The 23,236-nt window shown below is 40.6% G+C and carries 23 protein-coding genes; 19 read left to right on the top strand and 4 right to left on the bottom strand.

Translation table 11 applies throughout. The features are described 5' to 3' along the window. Positions 1-117 precede the first annotated feature (117 nt). From A6J84_RS04870 to metK, 19 genes are all read left to right on the top strand, one after another. On the top strand, positions 118-675 hold the full coding sequence (locus tag A6J84_RS04870; RefSeq protein WP_000003897.1) for a TetR/AcrR family transcriptional regulator: 558 nt from the start codon (positions 118-120) through the stop codon (positions 673-675). An 18-nt stretch (positions 676-693) separates the two neighbouring features. Continuing rightward, positions 694-1,161 carry a deoxycytidylate deaminase gene (locus A6J84_RS04865; RefSeq protein WP_000136990.1) on the top strand — a complete coding sequence of 156 codons (468 nt, stop codon included), beginning with the start codon at positions 694-696 and terminating at the stop codon, positions 1,159-1,161. 88 nt (positions 1,162-1,249) lie between these two features. Next, on the top strand, positions 1,250-1,879 hold the full coding sequence (gene upp / locus A6J84_RS04860) for a uracil phosphoribosyltransferase (RefSeq protein WP_095726483.1): 630 nt from the start codon (positions 1,250-1,252) through the stop codon (positions 1,877-1,879). Between the two features lie 173 nt (positions 1,880-2,052). Next, complete coding sequence (gene clpP, locus A6J84_RS04855; protein ID WP_049518961.1) at positions 2,053-2,643, top strand: ATP-dependent Clp protease proteolytic subunit ClpP; 591 nt, start codon at positions 2,053-2,055, stop codon at positions 2,641-2,643. A gap of 78 nt (positions 2,644-2,721) precedes the next feature. Then, a complete protein-coding gene (locus tag A6J84_RS04845; RefSeq protein ID WP_049518962.1) occupies positions 2,722-2,991 on the top strand; it encodes a YlbG family protein in 270 nt (89 codons plus the stop codon). An 88-nt stretch (positions 2,992-3,079) separates the two neighbouring features. Then, entirely contained in the window at positions 3,080-4,240 is a 1,161-nt protein-coding gene (locus tag A6J84_RS04840; protein WP_000726128.1) for an ABC transporter substrate-binding protein, read from the top strand. Positions 4,241-4,359: 119 nt separating this feature from the next. Continuing rightward, positions 4,360-5,229, top strand: a complete 870-nt coding sequence (locus A6J84_RS04835; protein WP_000941413.1) for a branched-chain amino acid ABC transporter permease — start codon at positions 4,360-4,362, stop codon at positions 5,227-5,229. Between the two features lie 3 nt (positions 5,230-5,232). Further along, a complete protein-coding gene (locus A6J84_RS04830) occupies positions 5,233-6,189 on the top strand; it encodes a branched-chain amino acid ABC transporter permease (RefSeq protein WP_000856262.1) in 957 nt (318 codons plus the stop codon). Next, positions 6,189-6,953, top strand: coding sequence for an ABC transporter ATP-binding protein (locus A6J84_RS04825; protein WP_049478309.1), 765 nt, complete (start codon positions 6,189-6,191; stop codon positions 6,951-6,953). The genes A6J84_RS04830 and A6J84_RS04825 overlap by 1 nt, the downstream gene beginning before the upstream one ends. After that, positions 6,953-7,663, top strand: coding sequence for an ABC transporter ATP-binding protein (locus A6J84_RS04820; RefSeq protein ID WP_000062204.1), 711 nt, complete (start codon positions 6,953-6,955; stop codon positions 7,661-7,663). Before A6J84_RS04825 ends, A6J84_RS04820 begins: the two co-directional genes overlap by 1 nt. Before the next feature lie 415 nt (positions 7,664-8,078). Then, positions 8,079-8,735, top strand: coding sequence for a CBS domain-containing protein (locus A6J84_RS04815; RefSeq protein ID WP_000268643.1), 657 nt, complete (start codon positions 8,079-8,081; stop codon positions 8,733-8,735). Positions 8,736-8,845: 110 nt separating this feature from the next. Continuing rightward, a protein-coding gene (gene prfB / locus A6J84_RS04805; RefSeq protein ID WP_096753628.1) for a peptide chain release factor 2 occupies positions 8,846-9,941 on the top strand; the annotation gives its coding sequence in 2 pieces (ribosomal slippage) (positions 8,846-8,917 and positions 8,919-9,941; 1,095 coding nt in all). A gap of 17 nt (positions 9,942-9,958) precedes the next feature. After that, positions 9,959-10,651, top strand: coding sequence for a cell division ATP-binding protein FtsE (gene ftsE, locus A6J84_RS04800; RefSeq protein WP_000022275.1), 693 nt, complete (start codon positions 9,959-9,961; stop codon positions 10,649-10,651). Next, on the top strand, positions 10,644-11,570 hold the full coding sequence (ftsX, locus tag A6J84_RS04795) for a permease-like cell division protein FtsX (protein ID WP_095726159.1): 927 nt from the start codon (positions 10,644-10,646) through the stop codon (positions 11,568-11,570). Before ftsE ends, ftsX begins: the two co-directional genes overlap by 8 nt. A 218-nt stretch (positions 11,571-11,788) precedes the next feature. Next, on the top strand, positions 11,789-13,975 hold the full coding sequence (locus tag A6J84_RS04790; RefSeq protein WP_095726158.1) for a PTS transporter subunit IIBC: 2,187 nt from the start codon (positions 11,789-11,791) through the stop codon (positions 13,973-13,975). A 51-nt stretch (positions 13,976-14,026) separates the two neighbouring features. Then, positions 14,027-14,842 carry an endonuclease/exonuclease/phosphatase family protein gene (locus tag A6J84_RS04785; protein WP_000670863.1) on the top strand — a complete coding sequence of 272 codons (816 nt, stop codon included), beginning with the start codon at positions 14,027-14,029 and terminating at the stop codon, positions 14,840-14,842. Between the two features lie 131 nt (positions 14,843-14,973). Next, on the top strand, positions 14,974-16,317 hold the full coding sequence (locus A6J84_RS04780; RefSeq protein ID WP_008284610.1) for a DEAD/DEAH box helicase: 1,344 nt from the start codon (positions 14,974-14,976) through the stop codon (positions 16,315-16,317). Positions 16,318-16,558: 241 nt separating this feature from the next. Further along, entirely contained in the window at positions 16,559-17,938 is a 1,380-nt protein-coding gene (locus tag A6J84_RS04775; RefSeq protein WP_000361432.1) for a VWA domain-containing protein, read from the top strand. Positions 17,939-18,224: 286 nt separating this feature from the next. Continuing rightward, on the top strand, positions 18,225-19,415 hold the full coding sequence (gene metK, locus A6J84_RS04770; RefSeq protein WP_049478868.1) for a methionine adenosyltransferase: 1,191 nt from the start codon (positions 18,225-18,227) through the stop codon (positions 19,413-19,415). Positions 19,416-19,485: 70 nt separating this feature from the next. Here metK and A6J84_RS04765 read toward each other — a convergent pair whose 3' ends face one another. The 4 genes from A6J84_RS04765 to A6J84_RS04750 form a co-directional block, all read right to left on the bottom strand. Further along, entirely contained in the window at positions 19,486-19,785 is a 300-nt protein-coding gene (locus A6J84_RS04765) for a DUF1827 family protein (RefSeq protein ID WP_000767205.1), read from the bottom strand. 58 nt (positions 19,786-19,843) lie between these two features. Continuing rightward, positions 19,844-20,296 carry an NUDIX hydrolase gene (locus tag A6J84_RS04760; protein WP_095726157.1) on the bottom strand — a complete coding sequence of 151 codons (453 nt, stop codon included), beginning with the start codon at positions 20,294-20,296 and terminating at the stop codon, positions 19,844-19,846. 130 nt (positions 20,297-20,426) lie between these two features. Further along, positions 20,427-22,685 (bottom strand): ATP-dependent Clp protease ATP-binding subunit, encoded by a 2,259-nt coding sequence (locus A6J84_RS04755; protein ID WP_095726156.1) that lies wholly within the window; start codon positions 22,683-22,685, stop codon positions 20,427-20,429. A gap of 238 nt (positions 22,686-22,923) precedes the next feature. Next, positions 22,924-23,154 (bottom strand): DUF1797 family protein, encoded by a 231-nt coding sequence (locus tag A6J84_RS04750; protein ID WP_000443577.1) that lies wholly within the window; start codon positions 23,152-23,154, stop codon positions 22,924-22,926. Between the last annotated feature and the right edge of the window lie 82 nt (positions 23,155-23,236).

The following is a 23,236-nucleotide window of genomic DNA, read 5'->3' as shown; positions in this document are numbered from 1 at the left end:
CTCCATCTTTGTCACTTATACATTGACAAAGGTTCTGTCTTTTTTTACAATTATATCATGAAAGTTCTTGAAACAAAAGTACCACCTCTCTGTTGTCACAAGTAGAAAGAAATTGTTATGTCTGAACGTAAAATATCTGAAAAATCTCTTGAAAATCTCAGAAAATCAAATCAAGAATCCAATTTCTTGACCAGAGAAGCGATTGAGACTGCTCTTTTGCAACTTCTAGAGAAAAAAGACTTGGCCAAGATCAGCATTTCGGAGCTGGTCAAACGGGCGGGCGTCTCTCGTGCTGCCTTCTATCGTAACTATGACTCCAAAGAAGAGATTTTGGAAAGTGTTTTTAAACGCAGTGTCCATAACATTATGGAACAGTTGAGCCACTACGATGTTAAAACAGACCTTTATCTAGTCTGGGTACACCTTTTCCGCGCAGCTAAGAAAGAAGCCAAGGTTATCCAACTTGCTCTGGACTACCATTTGGAAAAGATTTTTGTCCAAGCCATGCAGGAATTTCTAGAAAAATACCACGGAAAGTCAAAAGGCGTTAGCAGCTACCTTCATTCCTTTTGGAGTTCTGCCATCGTATCGGTTCTGCTCAAATGGATCAAGGATGGCATGAAAGTTCCAGCTGAAAAGATTGCAGATTTACGCTTGCCATTTTTCAAAAAATAGAGGAAAAGGAGAAGACTTATGACAGAAAAAAGACTGGCTTGGGATGAGTACTTTGCAGCCCAGGCTTTACTGATTGCCAATCGTTCGACCTGCAAACGTGCCAAGGTGGGAGCTGTCCTCGTTAAGGACAATAAAGTCATTTCAACAGGCTACAATGGTTCCGTATCAGGAACGGAACACTGTATTGACCATGAATGTCTGGTCATTGAAGGTCACTGTGTTCGAACCCTTCACGCCGAGGTTAATGCTATTCTCCAAGGGGCTGAGCGAGGGGTTCCCAGAGGATTTACAGCCTATGTGACCCATTTCCCTTGTCTGAACTGCACCAAACAATTGCTACAAGTTGGTTGTAAGCGCGTGGTTTATATCAACCAGTACCGAATGGATGACTATGCCCAGTACCTTTATCATGAAAAAGGCACCGAGTTGACCCATTTACCATTAGAGACTGTTCAGACAGCTCTTCAAGAGGCAGATTTGATTTAAAAATTAATAAAAATAAATGGTTTAGAAAGCTTTTTAAACCGTTTTTTGATATAATAAGAAGAATAAATTGAAAGAAGGAACTCAGAAAATGGGAAAAATTGAAGTCATTAATCATCCACTCATTCAACACAAATTGTCTATCTTGCGTCGTACAGATACTTCTACAAAAGCTTTTCGTGAACTAGTAGATGAGATTGCAATGTTGATGGGATATGAAGTACTTCGTGATCTTCCACTTGAAGACGTGGAGATCGAAACACCTATCACAAAGACCGTTCAAAAACAATTGGCTGGGAAAAAATTGGCGATTGTCCCAATCTTGCGTGCAGGTATCGGGATGGTAGATGGGCTCTTGAGCTTGGTTCCTGCAGCCAAAGTTGGTCATATCGGTATGTACCGTGATGAAGAAACCCTTCAACCAGTTGAATACTTGGTGAAATTACCTGAGGATATTGACCAACGTCAAATCTTTGTCGTTGATCCAATGTTGGCAACAGGTGGCTCAGCAATCTTGGCAGTAGATTCGCTTAAAAAACGTGGCGCTTCAAATATCAAGTTTGTCTGCCTAGTATCTGCTCCAGAAGGAGTGAAAGCCCTTCAAGAAGCACACCCAGATGTAGAAATTTTTACTGCGGCCTTGGATGAATGCTTGAACGAACACGGTTATATCGTTCCAGGTCTTGGAGATGCTGGAGACCGCTTGTTTGGTACTAAATAAAATTCCAAAGTAAATAGTGAAACTAGAAGTTCGTTTTTGACTTGAAAGGAGGTTGAGTTTTTGTTTCTGTTTAGGTAATAGAGCAAAGATTTGACCTTTTTTGACCAAAAAGATATAATAGTTCTGTATTGAGTCGTAAGACTAAGAAAATTCAACATTAAAAGGAGAAATGAATGATTCCTGTAGTTATTGAACAAACAAGCCGTGGAGAACGTTCCTATGATATTTACTCTCGTCTTCTGAAAGACCGCATTATCATGCTAACAGGTCCAGTTGAAGACAACATGGCCAACTCCGTTATTGCCCAATTACTTTTCTTGGATGCCCAAGATAGCACAAAAGATATTTATCTTTATGTCAACACACCTGGAGGATCTGTTTCAGCTGGTTTGGCAATCGTTGATACCATGAACTTTATCAAGGCGGATGTCCAAACTATCGTTATGGGGATGGCTGCATCTATGGGGACTGTTATTGCATCAAGTGGCGCAAAAGGCAAACGTTTCATGCTTCCAAATGCGGAGTACATGATTCACCAACCAATGGGTGGAACAGGTGGTGGTACCCAACAAACCGATATGGCAATCGCTGCAGAGCACTTGCTCAAAACTCGTAAGACTTTGGAGCAAATCCTTGCAGATAACTCTGGTAAATCAGTCAAGCAAATTCATGCAGATGCAGAACGTGATTACTGGATGAGTGCCCAAGAAACACTTGAATATGGCTTTATCGATGAAATCATGGCCAATAACTCTTTAAGCTAAGCAACCTAGAAAGCAAACTCGACGGAGTTTGCTTTTTTTGATATAATAGGAGAAGATTTCTTAGAAAGAGGATCCCTCATGTTTGAAAAAACAAATCGATCAGGAGTAATCATCTATCTCTACTATAATCGAGACGCAAAAAAACTTTTGGAATACGGTGATATCTGTTACCATTCCAAAAAACATCGTTACTTGCAGCTCTATGTTCCAACTGAGGAACTAGATGACTTAGTTGAGAGATTAGGTAAGGAAAGATATATCAAGAAAATTAGACGTTGCCATATTCAAGAGCTAGAAACTCCCTTCGTTGGGAATCTCTATCGGACTGAAGAAAACGTTATCATTTAAAAAAGTTAAACAAATACATTGACAATTTTCTGATAATTCGGTATATTCTTAACATACAATTTTTGAAACAACTATAAGGAGATTAAAAATGAAGAAAAAATTTGCCCTATCTTTTGTGGCTCTTGCTAGTGTGGCTCTTCTTGCTGCCTGTGGAGAGGTCAAGTCAGGAGCGTCAAACACAACTGGAAATCCAGTAGACGAAAAAACAATTAAAATCGGTTTTAACTTTGAAGAGACAGGTGCTGTTGCAGCTTACGGTACAGCTGAACAAAAAGGTGCCCAACTTGCTGTAGACGAAATCAACGCTGCAGGTGGAATTGATGGAAAACAAATCGAAGTTGTGGACAAAGACAACAAGTCAGAAACTGCTGAAGCAGCCTCTGTTACTACAAACCTTGTTACCCAATCAAAAGTAGCAGCTATTGTAGGACCTGCGACATCTGGTGCAACTGCTGCAGCTGTAGCTAACGCTACTAAAGCTGGAGTGCCATTGATTTCACCAAGTGCTACTCAAGACGGTTTGACTAAAGGTCAAGATTACCTATTTATCGGAACATTCCAAGATAGCTTCCAAGGGAAGATTATTTCTAACTATGTAACAAACAAATTGAATGCTAAGAAGGTTGTTCTTTATACTGACAACGCTAGTGACTATGCTAAAGGTATTGCTAAATCTTTCCGCGAAGCCTACAAGGGTGAGATTGTAGCTGATGAAACGTTTGTAGCAGGTGATACTGACTTCCAAGCAGCCCTTACTAAAATGAAAGACAAAGAGTTTGATGCTATCGTTGTTCCAGGTTACTACACAGAAGCTGGTAAAATTGTAAACCAAGCTCGTGGTATGGGAATTGATAAACCAATCATTGGTGGTGATGGATTTAACGGTGAAGAATTTGTTCAACAAGCAACTGCTGAAAGAGCATCAAACATTTACTTCATCTCTGGATTCTCAACTACTGTTGATGTTTCTGCAAAAGCTAAAGCTTTCCTTGAAGCATACCGTGCTAAATACAACGAAGAGCCTTCAACATTCTCAGCTTTAGCCTATGACTCAGTTTACCTAGTAGCAAATGCTGCAAAAGGTGCTAAAAACTCAGGTGAAATCAAGGACAACCTTGCTAAAACCAAAGATTTTGATGGTGTAACTGGTCAAACAAGCTTTGATGCTGACCACAATACAGTGAAAACTGCTTACATGATGACCATGAACAATGGTAAAGTTGAAGAAGCAGAAGTTGTAAAACCATAACATTAGAATAGTAATTGAAATGGGGAATGAGCCTTTGACTCACTCCCTGTTTCGGTGTTTATGAACTTGTGAAAATAATGAAATTTTCTAAAAAATAAGGATAGAAAAGAGTGAATGCTATGCTCCAACAACTTGTGAATGGTCTAATTCTGGGTAGTGTTTATGCACTTTTGGCTCTGGGTTATACCATGGTTTATGGAATTATCAAACTCATCAACTTCGCCCACGGTGATATTTACATGATGGGTGCCTTTATTGGTTACTTTTTGATTAATTCTTTCCAAATGGATTTCTTTTTAGCTTTAATTATTTCAATGGCAGGAACCGCGCTACTTGGTGTTGTGATTGAGTTTCTTGCCTACCGTCCTTTGCGACACTCTACACGTATTGCTGTATTGATTACTGCCATCGGAGTGTCTTTCCTACTGGAATACGGAATGGTTTATCTAGTAGGTGCCAATACTCGTGCCTTCCCTCAAGCAATTGAAACAGTCCGCTTTGACTTGGGACCAATTAGCTTGACAAATGTTCAATTGATGATTTTAGCAGTTTCTGTACTCTTGATGGTTTTATTGCAATTGATCGTCCAAAAAACAAAAATGGGGAAAGCTATGCGTGCGGTATCAGTTGATAGTGACGCAGCTCAATTGATGGGAATTAATGTAAATCGTACAATCAGCTTCACCTTTGCTTTGGGTTCAGCCCTTGCTGGTGCGGCAGGTGTCCTCATTGCCCTTTACTACAACTCTCTTGAACCTTTGATGGGTGTGACTCCAGGTCTAAAATCATTCGTTGCGGCCGTACTCGGTGGTATCGGGATTATTCCTGGTGCAGCTCTAGGGGGATTTGTGATTGGCTTGTTGGAAACATTTGCTACTGCCTTCGGTATGTCTGATTTCCGTGATGCTATCGTATATGGAATCTTGCTTTTGATTCTGATTGTTCGACCTGCAGGTATCCTTGGTAAGAATGTGAAAGAGAAGGTGTAAACAATGAAGACAAATCTTAAAGTAAATATTCTCTGGTTATTCCTTCTGTTAGCGGGTTATGGATTGATTAGTGTACTGGTTTCTGCTGGAGTTCTCAATCTATTCCATGTCCAAATTTTAGAACAAATTGGGATTAATATCATCCTTGCAGTAGGTTTGAACTTAATCGTTGGTTTTTCAGGACAATTCTCACTTGGTCATGCAGGTTTTATGGCGATTGGGGCTTATGCAGCAGCGATTATTGGTTCAAAATCACCAACCTATGGTGCCTTCTTTGGAGCGATGGTCTTGGGCGCTTTGATTTCTGGTGCAGTCGCTTTGCTCGTTGGGATTCCAACACTCCGTTTAAAGGGTGACTACCTGGCTGTTGCGACACTAGGTGTTTCAGAAATCATTCGTATCTTTATCATTAATGGTGGTAGTTTGACCAACGGTGCTGCTGGTATCTTGGGTATTCCAAACTTTACCAACTGGCAAATGGTTTATCTATTTGTGGTGATCACAACTATTGCAACTCTCAACTTCTTACGTAGTCCAATTGGACGCTCTACTCTATCTGTTCGTGAGGATGAGATTGCTGCAGAGTCCGTTGGGGTAAACACTACAAAGATCAAGATTATCGCTTTTGTCTTTGGAGCTATTACAGCTAGTATTGCTGGTTCACTTCAGGCCGGTTTTATCGGATCTGTTGTTCCAAAAGATTACACCTTTATTAATTCCATCAATGTGTTGATTATCGTTGTATTTGGTGGACTTGGATCGATTACTGGTACCATCGTTTCAGCGATTGTTTTAGGAATTTTAAATATGCTCCTTCAGGATGTAGCTAGCGTACGTATGATCATCTACGCTTTGGCTCTTGTATTGGTCATGATTTTCAGACCAGGTGGACTCCTTGGAACATGGGAATTGAGTCTATCACGTTTCTTTAAAAAATCTAAGAAGGAGGGACAAAACTAATGGCATTACTTGAAGTTAAACAGTTAACCAAACATTTTGGCGGTCTAACAGCTGTTGGAGATGTCACTCTTGAATTGAACGAGGGAGAATTGGTTGGTCTGATTGGACCAAATGGTGCTGGTAAAACAACCCTTTTCAATCTCTTGACCGGTGTTTATGAACCAAGCGAAGGTACTGTGACACTAGATGGTCATCTCCTAAATGGGAAAACTCCCTATAAGATTGCTTCACTTGGTCTCAGTCGTACCTTCCAAAATATTCGTTTGTTCAAGGACTTGACAGTTTTGGAAAATGTTTTGATTGCATTTAGCAATCATCATAAACAACATGTCCTTGCGAGCTTCCTACGCCTACCAGCTTTTTATAAGAATGAGGAAGAATTAAAAAGCAAAGCTTTGGACTTGCTGAAGATTTTTGATTTGGATGGTGACGCAAATACTCTTGCCAAGAATCTGGCCTATGGTCAACAACGTCGATTAGAAATTGTTCGTGCTCTGGCAACTGAACCTAAGATCCTCTTTTTGGACGAACCTGCAGCTGGTATGAATCCACAAGAAACAGCTGAATTGACAGAACTAATCCGTCGTATCAAAGATGAATTTAGAATTACCATCATGCTCATTGAACACGACATGAATTTGGTTATGGAAGTCACTGAGCGTATCTATGTTCTTGAATATGGTCGGTTGATTGCTCATGGGACTCCGGATGAGATCAAGAACAACAAACGCGTTATCGAAGCTTATCTAGGAGGTGAAGCCTGATGTCTATGTTAAAAGTTGAAAACCTCTCTGTGCATTACGGTATGATCCAAGCAGTTCGTGATGTAAGTTTCGAGGTTAATGAAGGTGAAGTTGTTTCCCTTATCGGTGCCAATGGTGCCGGTAAAACAACCATTCTTCGTACCCTTTCAGGTTTGGTTCGTCCAAGTGCTGGTAAAATTGAGTTTTTGGGAAAAGAAATTCAAAAGTTGCCTGCGCAAAAAATCGTGGCAGGTGGCCTTTCACAAGTCCCTGAGGGACGCCATGTTTTTCCAGGCTTGACTGTTATGGAAAACTTGGAAATGGGAGCCTTTTTAAAGAAAAATCGTGAAGAAAATCAAGCTAACTTGAAAAAAGTCTTTTCACGTTTCCCTCGTCTGGAAGAACGCAAAAACCAAGATGCGGCAACTCTTTCAGGTGGTGAACAGCAGATGCTGGCTATGGGACGCGCTCTCATGTCTACACCTAAGCTCCTTCTCTTGGATGAGCCGTCAATGGGACTTGCCCCGATCTTTATCCAAGAAATTTTTGATATCATTCAAGATATTCAGAAGCAAGGAACAACGGTTCTCCTAATTGAACAGAACGCTAACAAGGCCCTTGCTATCTCTGACCGAGGTTATGTACTTGAAACAGGCAAGATCGTCCTATCAGGAACAGGAAAAGAACTCGCAGCATCAGATGAAGTCAGAAAAGCATACCTAGGTGGCTAAAACAATCCAGTGGATTGTTTTAGTCGGCGGATAAGGATTGCGCAAGCAATTCTCCTCTAGTCTGGGAGACTAGTTTAGGTTGTGGATGGAGATTGCGAACGCAATCTCTCTATAGTCCGGGGGACCTTTTTAGTCGGCAGATAAGGATTGCGCAAGCAATTCTCCTCTGGTCTGGGAGACTAGTTTAGGTTGTGGATGGAGATGATAATAGGTTTTCAATACTAGTTGCTAGTATCCTTAACAACTGAAAGAAATATAAATAATGATTGCTAACTTGCACATATAGAGCTCTAGATTAGAGCTCTTTTTTGTAAAAGACTCAGATTATTCAAAATCTTGAAAAAGAGATGAAAGCGTTTGATAGATTTTCTAAGAAAGTGTATAATAAAAGTAGCAATATAGAAGGAGAAGTCTCATGGCAGTTAAAGATTTCATGACCCGTAAGGTAGTTTATATCAGTCCAGATACGACTGTAGCACACGCAGCAGATTTGATGCGCGAGCAAGGTTTGCACCGTTTACCTGTTATCGAAAACGATCAATTAGTCGGATTGGTAACAGAAGGAACCATTGCGGAAGCCAGCCCATCTAAAGCAACCAGTCTCTCTATCTATGAGATGAATTATCTTCTGAATAAAACCAAAGTAAAAGATGTAATGATTCGAGATGTCGTGACGGTTTCTGGCTATGCTAGTCTAGAAGATGCGACCTACCTGATGCTGAAAAATAAAATTGGGATATTACCAGTCGTAGACAATCATCAGGTCTACGGCGTCATTACAGACCGCGATGTTTTTCAGGCTTTCTTGGAAATCGCTGGATACGGAGAAGAGGGGATTCGCGTTCGTTTCATTACAGAAAATGAAGTAGGAGTGCTGGGAAAAATTGTAGCTCTAATTGTAGAAGAGGATTTAAATATTTCCCATACTGTTAACATTCCACGTAAGGATGGCAAGGTCGTTATCGAAGTTCAAATTGATGGAAAAATCGATTTAACTGCATTAAAGGACAAGTTTGAAAAAGAAGGAATTCAAGTGGAGGAGATCACTCATACCTCTGCTAAAGTCCTTTAAACCAGAGGCTTTAGAGCCTCTTTTCTTTTGCCGTCAAAAGCGGTGAAAAGCAAAATATGGAAAGAAATGAGAGATTATGGTATAATAAAACGATATGAAAAGGAGTATCTATGGACATTTCAGAAATTCGTCAAAAAATTGACGCAAATCGTGAAAAATTAGCTTCTTTCAGGGGGTCTCTTTGACCTCGAAGGCTTAGAGGAAGAGATTGCCATCTTGGAAAACAAGATGACAGAACCTGATTTTTGGAACGATAATATCGCGGCCCAAAAAACGTCGCAAGAATTAAATGAATTAAAAAACACCTATAACACCTTCCGTAAAATGGAAGAGTTGCAGGATGAAGTTGAGATTTTATTGGACTTTTTAGCAGAAGACGAGTCAGTCCATGATGAACTGGTCGAACAGTTGACAGAACTGGATAAGATGATGACCAGCTACGAGATGACCCTTCTCTTGTCAGAACCTTATGACCATAATAATGCAATCTTGGAAATCCATCCAGGATCTGGTGGTACTGAGGCACAGGACTGGGGCGATATGTTGCTTCGTATGTATACTCGTTATGGAAATGCCAAAGGCTTTAAAGTAGAAGTCTTGGATTACCAGGCTGGTGATGAAGCAGGTATCAAGTCTGTGACCTTGTCTTTTGAAGGACCCAATGCATACGGCCTACTTAAATCAGAAATGGGTGTTCACCGTTTGGTTCGTATTTCGCCATTTGATTCTGCCAAACGTCGCCATACATCATTTACATCCGTAGAGGTTATGCCTGAGTTGGATGATACCATCGAAGTGGAGATTCGTGAAGATGATATCAAAATGGATACTTTCCGTTCAGGTGGCGCTGGTGGACAAAACGTCAATAAGGTTTCAACAGGTGTGCGTTTGACACACATTCCTACGGGCACTGTCGTCCAATCAACGGTCGATCGTACCCAGTATGGAAATAGAGATCGTGCCATGAAGATGTTGCAGGCTAAGCTCTATCAAATGGAGCAAGAAAAGAAAGCTGCGGAAGTTGATTCCCTTAAAGGTGAGAAAAAAGAAATCACATGGGGAAGCCAAATCCGTTCTTATGTTTTCACGCCTTATACTATGGTAAAAGATCACCGTACAAGCTTTGAAGTTGCTCAGGTAGATAAGGTGATGGATGGAGACCTTGATGGTTTTATCGATGCCTACCTCAAGTGGCGAATCAGCTAAGATAGAAAGGAACTCATATGTCAATCATTGAAATGAGAGATGTTGTCAAAAAGTATGACAATGGAACGACTGCCCTGCGTGGTGTATCTGTTACTATTGAACCAGGAGAGTTTGCCTATATCGTAGGACCTTCTGGAGCAGGTAAGTCAACCTTTATTCGAGCTTTATATCGAGAAGTAAAGATTGAAAAAGGAAGCCTAACAGTTGCAGGATTTAATTTAGTTAAAATTAAGAAGAAAGATGTCCCGCTTCTACGTCGTAGTGTAGGGGTAGTCTTTCAGGATTACAAACTTTTGCCTAAAAAGACCGTTTATGAGAATATTGCCTATGCAATGGAAGTAATTGGTGAGAGCCGTCGTAATATCAAAAAACGTGTTATGGAAGTATTGGACCTGGTTGGTTTGAAACATAAGGTTCGCTCTTTCCCTAATGAACTCTCAGGTGGAGAGCAGCAACGGATTGCGATTGCTCGTGCGATTGTCAACAATCCTAAAGTATTGATTGCCGATGAACCAACAGGAAACTTGGACCCAGATAATTCATGGGAAATTATGAATCTGTTGGAACGCATCAATCTCCAAGGTACTACTGTCTTGATGGCAACCCACAATAGCCAGATTGTAAATACCTTGCGCCACCGTGTCATTGCCATTGAAAATGGCCGTGTCGTTCGTGACGAAGCTAAAGGAGAATATGGATACGATGATTAGTAGATTTTTTCGCCATTTATTTGAATCATTAAAAAGTTTAAAACGAAATGGCTGGATGACAGTAGCAGCAGTGAGTTCGGTTATGATTACCTTGACACTTGTTGCCCTGTTTGCATCTGTAATTTTTAATACAGCAAAACTGGCTACCGACATTGAAAACAACGTTCGGGTCATGGTTTACATTCGTAAGGATGTAGCTGATAACAGTGAAACGATTGAAAAAGAAGGTCAGACAGTTACCAATAATGACTACCACAAGGTCTATGATGCTTTGAAAGCTATGCCTACTGTAAAAAGTGTCACCTTCTCAAGTAAAGAAGAGCAATACCAAAAATTGACGGAAACAATGGGTGACGATTGGAAGGTCTTTGAAGGGGATGCAAATCCTCTCTATGATGCCTATATCGTCGATACAAATTCTCCGAGTGATGTTAAAACGGTAGCTGAAGAAGCTAAGAAAATTGAGGGAGTATCAGAGGTTCAAGATGGTGGAGCCAACACTCAACGACTTTTCGAACTAGCTTCCTTTATCCGTGTTTGGGGATTGGTTATTGCAGGGCTCTTGATTTTTATCGCAGTCTTCCTCATTTCCAACACTATTCGTATCACCATTATTTCACGTAGTCGTGAGATTCAGATCATGCGTCTTGTAGGAGCGAAAAATGGCTATATCCGTGGTCCATTCTTGCTAGAAGGTGCTTTTATTGGCTTGCTTGGTGCAGCAATTCCTTCAGTCCTTGTATTCTTTGTTTACAATATGGTTTATCAATCGGTCAATAAATCCTTGGTAGGTCAAAACTTGTCAATGATTACGCCAGATGTGTTTATCCCTCTGATGACAGTCCTATTATTTATAATCGGAATTTTTATTGGTTCAATTGGTTCAGGGATTTCGATGCGTCGATTCTTGAAAATCTAGTTGGATTTAAATGCAAATTGCAGTACAAATCAGAAAAATAATACATATTTAAAAGAGAAGTTTTTGTAAACTTCTCTTTTTCCTTTTTAAATTTTAAAAAAATAGACAATTTTTTTATAAAAGCCTTTACAAAAAAAATAAAAGTGGTATAATTAATACATAACCAAATGCAAACGTTTTCGTAAAACGTTTGCCTAAATAAAATAAAGGAGATTTGAATGATGAAAGCTACATTCAAAAATGTCTTGTCTTTCGAATTTTGGCAAAAATTCGGTAAGGCTTTAATGGTGGTTATCGCCGTTATGCCAGCGGCGGGATTGATGATCTCAATCGGTAAATCAATCGTGATGATTGACCCAAACCTTGCTCCTCTAGTGATTACAGGTGGAATCCTTGAGCAAATTGGTTGGGGGGTTATCGGTAACCTTCATATCTTGTTTGCCCTTGCTATTGGGGGAAGCTGGGCAAAAGAACGTGCAGGTGGTGCATTTGCAGCTGGACTTGCCTTTATCTTGATTAACCGTATCACAGGTGCTATCTTCGGTGTTACAGGTGATATGTTGAAAAACCCTGAAGCAATGGTTAATACCTTCTTTGGTGGTTCAATCAAGGTTGCTGACTACTTTATCAGCGTTCTTGAGGCACCAGCGCTTAACATGGGGGTTTTCGTAGGGATTATCTCTGGTTTTGTTGGGGCAACAGCTTATAACAAATACTACAACTTCCGTAAACTTCCTGATGCCCTTTCATTCTTCAATGGTAAACGTTTCGTACCATTCGTCGTTATTCTTCGTTCAACTATTGCTGCAATTGTACTTGCTGCCTTTTGGCCAGTAGTTCAAACAGGTATCAACAACTTTGGTATTTGGATTGCCAACTCACAAGAAACTGCTCCAGTCCTTGCACCATTCTTGTATGGTACTTTGGAACGTTTGCTCTTGCCATTCGGTCTTCACCACATGTTGACAATCCCAATGAACTATACAGCTCTTGGTGGAACATACGAAGTGTTAACTGGTGCAGCAAAAGGAACACAAGTATTTGGTCAAGATCCACTTTGGCTTGCTTGGGTAACTGACCTTGTTAACCTTAAAGGTTCAAATGCTGACCAATACCAACACCTTCTTACAACAGTCACTCCAGCTCGTTTCAAAGTTGGACAAATGATCGGTTCATTTGGTATCTTGATGGGTGTCATCGTTGCTATCTACCGCAATGTTGATGCTGACAAGAAACACCAATACAAGGGTATGATGATTGCGACAGCCCTTGCAACATTCTTGACAGGGGTTACTGAACCTATCGAGTATATGTTCATGTTCATCGCAACACCGCTTTACCTTGTTTATTCAGTAGTTCAAGGTGCTGCCTTTGCTATGGCAGATATTGTTCACCTTCGTGTCCACTCATTCGGTTCAATTGAATTCTTGACTCGTACACCATTGGCAATTAATGCTGGTATTGGTATGGATATCGTTAACTTTATCTGGGTAACTGTTCTCTTTGCGGTTATCATGTACTTCATTGCCAACTTCATGATCAAGAAATTCAACTACGCAACTCCAGGACGTAACGGAAACTACGAAACAGCTGAAGGAACATCAGAAGAAGCAGCTCCTGGAACTCCAAAAGTTGCAGCAGCTTCTCAAGCCGTAAACATCATTAACCTTCTTGGTGGTCGTGCAAATATCGTAGATGTGGATGCATGTATGACTCGTCTTCGTGTAACTGTTAAAGACGCAGATCGCGTTGGTACTGAGGAACAATGGAAAGCAGAAGGGGCTATGGGTCTTGTCATGAAAGGACAAGGTGTCCAAGCTATCTACGGACCAAAAGCTGACGTATTGAAATCTGATATCCAAGATATCCTTGACTCAGGTGAAGTAATTCCTGAAACTCTTCCAAGCCAAATGACAGAAACTCAACAAAATACTGTACACTACAAAGGTGTAACTGAAGAAGTTTACTCAGTAGCTGACGGTCAAGTTGTTGCCTTGGAACAAGTGGAAGATCCAGTTTTTGCTCAAAAAATGATGGGTGATGGATTTGCAGTAGAGCCAGCAAATGGTAACATTGTATCTCCAGTTACTGGTACTGTATCAAGTATCTTCCCAACAAAACACGCTCTTGGTCTTGTCACTGACTCAGGTCTTGAAGTGCTTGTTCATATTGGTTTGGATACAGTAAGTCTTGAAGGAAAACCATTTACTGTTCATGTTTCTGAAGGACAAAAAGTGGCCGCTGGTGACCTTCTTGTCACAGCTGACTTGGATGCTATTCGAGAAGCAGGACGTAAAACATCAACAGTGGTTGTCTTTACAAATGGTGATGTCCTTAAATCAGTTAAATTAGAACAAACAGGTTCTCTTGCAGCTAAAACAGCAGTTGCTAAAGTAGAATTGTAATATACTTGAGGTTGGAAGCTGTTTTCCAACCTCTTGTTTTAGGAGAAAAGCATGAAATTTTTAACACTCAATACCCATAGTTGGATGGAGAAAGAAGCAGAAGAAAAATTCCAGCTCTTGCTCCAAGATATTCTTGATAAAGACTATGATTTGATTTGTTTCCAAGAAATCAATCAAGAAATGACTTCGCCTGAGGGAGAGGTTAACACTCACTATCAAGCTTTACCATCAGCAGAACCCATTCATCAGGATCACTATGTCCGACTCCTGGTCGAAAAATTGGCTGAGAAAGGGAAAAACTACTACTGGACTTGGGCTTACAATCATATTGGTTATGACCGCTACCATGAAGGTGTAGCTATCTTATCCAAAACACCTATCAAGGCGCGTGAGATTTTAGTATCAGATGTAGATGATCCAACGGACTACCATACTCGTCGCGTTGCCTTGGCTGAGACAGAGGTTGAAGGTAAGGAACTTGCTCTTGCAAGCGTTCATCTCTCTTGGTGGGATAAAGGTTTCCAAGAAGAATGGGCACGATTTGAGGCTGTACTAAAAGAGTTGAACAAACCTCTGATTTTAGCAGGTGATTTTAATAATCCAGCTGGTCAGGAAGGCTATCAAGCGATTTTAGCTAGCCCATTAGGATTGCAAGACGCGTTTGAAGTTGCGAAAGAAAGAAGTGGTAGCTATACCGTTCCACCAGAAATTGATGGTTGGAAAGGCAATACCGAGTCACTACGAATCGACTACGTCTTTACGACCAAAGAGTTAGAAGTAGAGAGTTTACAAGTAGTTTTTGATGGACAAAATAGTCCACAAGTCAGTGATCACTATGGTTTGAATGCTGTATTGACCTGGAAATAATGAAAGAGGTTGGAATCAGAGGTTCCAACCTTTTAATCTATTCGAATCTTTACTACAGGACTGAGACTCAAATGGGACTACTGCAATAGGATAAAATATGGTATAATTGAAAGGATAGAATCGAGGATAGTATGTCATTTAAGAAATTTCAATTTAAAAATTATATAGTAGAAGCCTTGGAGGAGTTAAAGTTTACGACTCCAACAGAGGTACAAGAAAAATTAATTCCTATTGTACTGGCAGGTCGTGATTTGGTGGGCGAGTCAAAAACTGGTTCAGGAAAGACTCATACTTTCTTGTTACCCATTTTCCAGCAATTAGATGAAACTAGCGATAGTGTGCAAGCAGTCATTACTGCTCCAAGTCGTGAGTTGGCTACTCAAATCTACCAAGCAGCTCGTCAGATTGCAGCTCACTCAGATGTCGAAGTTCGTGTGGTTAATTATGTAGGTGGTACGGATAAGGCGCGTCAGATTGAAAAACTTGCCAGCAACCAACCACATATCGTTATCGGAACGCCAGGTCGTATCTATGACTTGGTCAAATCTGGTGATTTGGCTATTCACAAGGCCAAGACCTTTGTAATTGATGAAGCCGATATGACCTTGGATATGGGATTCTTGGAAACCGTTGATAAGATTGCAGGGAGCCTTCCAAAAGACTTGCAATTCATGGTCTTTTCAGCGACGATTCCTCAAAAATTGCAACCGTTCTTGAAGAAATACTTGTCAAATCCTGTTATGGAAAAAATCAAGACTAAAACAGTTATCTCAGATACGATTGATAACTGGTTGATTTCGACCAAGGGCCGCGACAAGAATGCTCAAATTTATCAGTTGACTCAGTTGATGCAGCCTTATTTGGCAATGATTTTTGTTAACACAAAAACGCGTGCTGATGAGTTACATGCCTACTTGACTGCTCAAGGATTGAAGGTAGCTAAGATTCATGGAGATATTGCTCCTCGTGAACGCAAACGGATCATGAATCAGGTGAAAAATCTGGATTTTGAGTACATTGTTGCAACAGACTTGGCAGCGCGTGGAATTGACATTGAAGGGGTCAGCCATGTTATCAATGATGCCATTCCGCAAGACTTGTCTTTCTTTGTTCACCGTGTTGGACGAACTGGGCGCAACGGACTGCCTGGTACAGCGATTACCCTTTACCAGCCTAGTGATGACTCGGATATCCGTGAGTTGGAGAAATTAGGGATCAAGTTTACTCCTAAGATGGTCAAAGACGGAGAGTTTCAAGATACCTATGACCGTGATCGTCGTGCTAATCGTGAAAAGAAGCAGGATAAGCTTGATATTGAAATGATTGGCTTGGTTAAAAAGAAAAAGAAAAAAGTCAAACCTGGCTATAAGAAGAAGATTCAATGGGCGGTGGATGAAAAACGCCGCAAAACCAAGCGTGCTGAAAATCGCGCACGTGGGCGTGCTGAGCGAAAAGCCAAACGCCAAACATTTTAAAAACTCAGTAGAATCAGGTGATTCTACTGAGTTTTTATTTCCGGAAATATTCAAAGGAGATAATAATTATATATTTTAAATAATTTGATTTATAAAACAGTAATTGCTTTAAAACCTTTTTTAGAGCAATATTTTATTGAAATCATAAGGAAAAAAATTGAAAACTATACAAAATTGTGTTATCATACTATAAAACAATCGGATTATATCATTTGATCCGTGAAAAGAAAAGGGGACTTCTATGGATAAATCATTTATGAAACAACAACGTTTTTCATTCCGTAAAATGAAAGTTGGGTTGGCTTCTGTAGCAATTTTGTTTGCTTTTGCTCAGGTCGGACAAGTGTCTGCAGATGAAACAACACAACCGGCATCTACTTCAGCTGAAACAGTAAAGAAAACCGAAGCAAATAAATCGGCAGTCGAAGCTGCTGTAGCAGAAATTAAAGCTGATGAGGCGAAACCAGTCGTTAACCAATCAGATGCAAAACCTGGAGAACTTGTTGATGTTTCTAAGAAGGTTTCACCTATTGACGTGAAAGAACGCCAAGAAGGTGATCAAAAGATTCATGAAGAAACTGCAACAGTTGAAGTCACAAAGACAGAAGTGGCACCTGTAAAAAGTGAAGAACTTCCTGCTCCAAAGACTGAAACAACTGAGAGTACAGTGAGTGGGAAAGATGAAGATGGAAATTCTTATACCCAATATGAACGTGTTGATAAAACAACTACAGTCGAAATCAAGAAAGCGACAAGAACGATTTCAAAATCTAACTCTGCCGATATCGTTTTTGTTGTTGACCGTTCAGCATCTATGTCTCGAACTATTGACACTGTCCGTAACAATATCAATGAGTTTGCAAGAAATCTTGCTAAAGATGGAGTAGCAGCACGTTTTGGATTAGCTACCTTTAGTGATGAAGTATATGGACGTATAGGTGGATTAGCAGATGAGGGTACAATTTTAACAAAATTTAATGAATCTTATTTTACCTCTGACCCAGCTGAGCTTGAAAAAGCCTTAGCAGGCATTAAGCTTGCACATGGTGGAGACTTCCCTGAAACATCTACACCTACTCTTACACAAATTGTTTCAACCTACGACTGGTCTAAGTCACCTAAAAATAAAAAGTTTGTCGTATTGTTGACAGATGCTCCAATGAAGGAGGATCCTTCAATTCCAACGATGGCGAATACTCTTGCGTCTTTGAAAGCCGCAAAAATCGAAAGAATTGTTGCAACTTCGACAGGGACCGATATTAGCTATAAAGATTTTGTATCTGAAGGTCGATTAATGAATATTAATCGTAACTTGGCTGATTCTTTAACTAAGGATGCAACTACATGGATTGTTGAAACTGTGACTGAAGGACACAATTACAAGGTAACGAAAGATAATTACCAATTTTACCTAGAACGTCGTACAACACTACCTGTTGCTCAGACAGGAAGTGCGACTCCAACTACCACAGTTCCAGTAGCTACAGCTTATAAAAAAGAAGTGGCGAAACTCCCTGATACAGGAAGTAATGATACAGCGAACTATGGTATTGTAGGACTTGGCCTCCTAATGGCTGGACTTGGCTTAACTGTAAGCAATAGAAAGTCTAAGGAACAGTAAGCCTAACTGGAAGATTGTTTGTAAGAACATTGTGATAAAAAAATAGGTAGTTTGTAAACAAAGTATGCAGATTAGCATAGGTATAATCTTCTGTATTATGGAGTACAAGCCGAATTTTTATGATGAGAAAAGAGCCGTAAGGTTCTTTTTTCGATTTCGAGAAAATACTGCAAAAAAAAGTAAAAAGTGGTATAATGATAAGGTTATATAGTCCCGATAAGATGGTAGAAATTTCTATCAGTACTTTGTAACTCTATAACAATATTTTTTAAGGGGGGACATTTTTATGTCAGAACGTAAATTATTCACGTCTGAATCTGTATCTGAGGGGCATCCGGATAAGATTGCAGACCAAATTTCAGATGCGATTTTGGATGCTATTTTAGCTAAAGATCCTGAGGCGCACGTTGCTGCCGAGACAGCTGTATACACAGGTTCGGTCCATGTTTTTGGTGAAATTTCTACACATGCTTATGTAGATATTAACCGAGTGGTTCGTGATACCATTGCAGAGATTGGTTATACCAATACAGAGTATGGTTTTTCTGCAGAGACGGTGGGAGTTCATCCGTCACTTGTTGAGCAGTCACCAGATATCGCCCAAGGTGTTAACGAAGCCTTGGAGGTTCGTGGGAATGTAGATCAAGATCCGCTGGACTTGATTGGTGCTGGTGACCAAGGTCTTATGTTTGGGTTTGCAGTGGATGAGACAGAAGAACTCATGCCTTTACCAATCTCACTTAGTCACAAGTTGGTTCGTCGTTTGGCAGAACTTCGTAAGTCTGGTGAAATTAGCTATCTTCGTCCTGATGCCAAATCACAAGTAACAGTTGAGTATGATGAAAATGACCGTCCGGTACGTGTGGACACAGTCGTTATTTCAACTCAGCACGATCCAGAAGTTAGCAATGAACAAATTCACAATGATGTGATTAACAAGGTTATCAAAGAGGTGATCCCAGCTTCTTACTTGGATGAGCAAACCAAATTCTTCATCAATCCAACTGGTCGCTTTGTAATCGGTGGACCTCAAGGGGACTCAGGTTTGACTGGTCGTAAGATTATCGTGGATACCTATGGTGGCTACTCTCGTCATGGTGGTGGTGCCTTCTCTGGTAAGGATGCGACGAAAGTGGACCGTTCAGCCTCTTATGCAGCTCGCTACATTGCCAAGAACATCGTTGCAGCAGGTCTTGCTAAGAAGGCAGAAGTGCAATTGGCTTATGCTATCGGGGTGGCGCAACCTGTTTCTGTTCGTATCGATACTTTTGGTACAGGAACAGTAGCTGAAAGCAAGCTTGAAAAAGCAGCGCGTCAAATCTTTGACCTTCGCCCTGCGGGAATTATCCAAATGCTGGATCTCAAACGTCCAATTTACCGTCAAACAGCGGCTTATGGACACATGGGACGTACAGATATTGACCTTCCATGGGAACGTTTGGATAAGGTAGATGCATTAAAAGAAGCTGTGAAATAAAACTAAAAGATTGGTAGCTGTGCACTGCCAATCTTTTTTGCAAAAGAAAACCAGCTTTTGGCTGGTCTTCTTATTTTATAGGGATTGAAATCTCAATCAATTTATCTGAATAAAGCGTCTTGATATTGGCTTCATCAATGCTTCCTTTGTCGATTTTACGTTTTAAGAAGAAGTCTTGGATAGTTTCGATTTCAGGTTCACGAATAGCACGGTGTTTGTTGGAAATGAGGATTTCATAGTGAAGCGGGGCTTGCGTGAAAACTACATCTGTGTTTCCAGCAGAATAGACCTCGACAAGAGTTGCGTCTGTGCTTTCTAATTGGCTTTTAACAAGTTGCGAGTGTGAATTAGTCGTGTTGATAAGCTTCATAACAGTTCCTCCGATTTTCTAATTCTATTATAGCACTTTTTGGATAAAATCGTGTATTTTAGCCAATTCCATGCTGGATTTTCCAAGCTTCAATTCCCCATTTGTGGCTACCACGTTTGAGTTTTTCTATTGCCTCGTCAATAGGGAACCAAGCAATATGATTAAAGTCTTCTAAAGGTTTTTGTACTTCTTGGAAAGAAGTGGCTTCGTAGAGATACGCTGGATTGTAGTAGTAGGTGTCACGGTGACGAGAGTAGAAATACTCATCAGCTTGTCCGAAATAGCTTCCAATTTCAGCAGTAAAACCGAGTTCTTCGATGAGTTCTCTCTTCAGTGCTTCTTGATGATCTTCGCCTGCTTCAATCTCTCCACCTGGCAAGAACCAAGCACCATTGGGAGCTTGAACTAAGACAATTTGTTTTTTCTCCGCATCCGGAATAACTGCGTACACACCATAGCGGGGCTGGTAGGTCACATTCTCTTTTTTATCACCATAAGTTGGGTTTGCCATTGCTTTTTCCTCATTCTCTAGTGTCTTTATTATTATCATAATGGACGAGGGGCAAGCTGTCAAGGTTTTACATTTATTTTAGTAAAAAAGGTGCAGAAAATGATAGACTTTCTGCACTTGTTATATAGATTTATTCTTCTATTTCAGAAGCAATCTCTTCTGTTTTCTCAGTTTTTTTGGCAGATTTGATTTGAATATTGCCATTGCTTGTCATAACTGCCTTGAGGTCTTTTTCACTTGGATTTTCAAGGTAGAAGTCTGTTATGGCATCCTCGATATGGTCTTGAATGGTACGGCGGAGTGGGCGTGCCCCCATTTTTGGATCATAACCTAAGTCAACCAACTTTTCCTTGACCTTGTCTGTCACATCGAGGTGGATATTGTTGCTAGAGAGGCGTTTATTGACATCCGCTAGCATGAGTTCGACGATTTGGAGAAGGTTGTCCTTGCTGAGAGGTTTAAATTCGATGATGCCGTCAAAACGGTTCATAAACTCTGGACTAAAGAAGTTACCGAGTTCACCGAGAACAGAGTTGGTACGTCCTTCACGAGCAGCTCCAAAACCAACGCTGGCTTCGGCCTTACCAGTACCCGCATTTGAGGTCATGATAATGATAGCATCCTTAAAGCTAACTGTGCGTCCTTGCCCATCAGTCAAACGACCATCGTCCAAGACTTGAAGGAACATGTGCATGACATCTGGGTGGGCTTTCTCGACCTCATCGAGAAGGATGAGTGAGTAAGGATTGCGACGAACTTTTTCCGTTAACTGACCAGCTTCATCATAGCCAACATAACCTGGAGGGGCACCGACTAATTTAGCCACACTGTGTTTTTCCATGTATTCACTCATATCAAAGCGAATCATGCTGTCAGCAGAGCCAAAGAGCTCAATGGCTAGTTGTTTAGAGAGTTCTGTCTTACCGACACCAGTTGGTCCGACAAAGAGGAAGCTTCCGATTGGCCGGTTAGGAGTTCCAAGTCCAACACGATTACGACGGATGGCTTTGGCAATCTTATCGACAGCTTCATCTTGACCTATAACATGGGCCTTGAGGTCGTCTGCTAGATGGATAAGCTGAGACTGTTCTTTTTCTTTGAGTTCTCCAACAGGGATATTGGTTTTCTGCTCAATGATATGTTCGATTGTTTTCTCGCTGATGATTGGAGTATCCTGATCGGTCACCTTGTTTTTCTGCATTTCCTTGTACTTGGCAATCTGATCGCGGAAATAAGCAGCCTTTTCAAAATCTTCCTCTCGTGTAGCTTGAGCCTTGAGATTTTCAGCCTCAATCAAGCGCTGATCAATCACTTTAGGATCAACAAAGTTCAGCGTTAGATTCATCTTTGAACCAGCTTCGTCCAACAGGTCAATAGCCTTGTCTGGCAAGAAGCGGTCTTGGATATAGCGATTGGAAAGATTCGCAGCAGCTTCGATAGCAGCATCAGTGTACTTGACGTGATGGTAATCTTCGTATTTCTTTTGAACCCCTTTAAGGATGATAATGGTTTCTTCGACAGTTGGTTCATCTACCTTGACAGGCTGCATACGGCGCTCTAGAGCAGCATCTTTTTCAATGATGCGGTATTCATTGAGAGTAGTGGCACCAACCATTTGCAATTCACCACGGGCAAGGGCTGGTTTGAGGATATTGCCTGCATCCATATTGCCATCGCCAGCAGATCCTGCACCAACAATTTCATGGATTTCATCGATAAAGAGGATGATATCCTCACGTTTGCGAATTTCTTCCATGAGCTTTTGCATACGTTCTTCAAATTGGCCTCGAATCCCTGTTCCTTGGACTAGACTGACCACATCCAGACGGATGACCTGCTTGCCTTGAAGTTTATGGGGAACATCCCCATCGACAATCTTCTGAGCTAGACCTTCAACAACGGCTGTTTTACCAACACCTGGTTCTCCGATAAGGACAGGATTGTTCTTGGTTCGACGGTTGAGGATTTCGATAACGCGGATAATCTCCTCATCTCGACCGATAACAGGGTCAATATCTCCCCGACGAGCAATCTCAGTAATATTGATACCGTATTCCTCTAGGAGTCCTCTTTCTTGGCTAGGTGGTGTTTGAAGTGGGCCTCGGTTTTGAGGTCCATAACCACCGTTTCCTCCATATCCTCCACCAGATTGAGTTGGAGGGACGTTATTAGAAGAAGGTTTGAAATTGTTCAAATCATTGAAAAAGTCGCCGAAAGGATCAAAGTCATGATTGTTTAAGTCAGTCATTCCTTTAAAGAGGGTATTATTTGGATCTGTTTTGATAATTTTATAGCAATTTTGACAGAGATCAATTTGCTTTTGCTGTCCATTGATATTGGTATACAGATGAATTGTTGAGTCGTTAATTTTACAGTTTTGACAGAGCATACATCTACCTCATTTCATTCTTATTCTTGGTCTAAGAAAAAGGTCAAGAATAGTCAAAGTTTTTATACTCTCATTATAGCATGATTAAGGTGTAAAGCAAGTAAAAAGATTGGGAAGTGGTCGTTTTTAAAAGAAGGATTTATGGAGAATCCAGCGACATTGAAGGTAAGAAAAAATCCCATTTGTGGTGACAAAAAGGATTCTCATTCATCGGGCCTTACTGCCCGTTGTTTTTATATTAGTAAAGGAGTTCGTAGATCTCCATTGCAATCAAATCAATGCTATCAAAGGTATAAGTTTCACGAGCTTCTACATCGCGAAGGGTGAAGAGTGATCCGTTTTCTTCGTCGTGGCTGTATGCAACTTCTGCGACAACAACACCTTCACGTTCAAAATTACGTTTTAGATTTCCACCATCTTTTGTCATTGCTTCTAGGCGGTTAATGATTCTAACCAAATGTGATTCCATTTTGATTCTCCTCCATTTCTTATCGTTTCTATTTTACCATAAACAAGAGGTAGTTGACTAGAAAAAAACTGTGATTTCTCTC

This window comes from Streptococcus sp. FDAARGOS_256 (genome assembly GCF_002289235.2).
Classification (GTDB): domain Bacteria; phylum Bacillota; class Bacilli; order Lactobacillales; family Streptococcaceae; genus Streptococcus.
The sequence above is the reverse complement of the archived record's forward strand: the minus strand, read 5'-3'. Positions and strand labels throughout refer to the sequence as shown.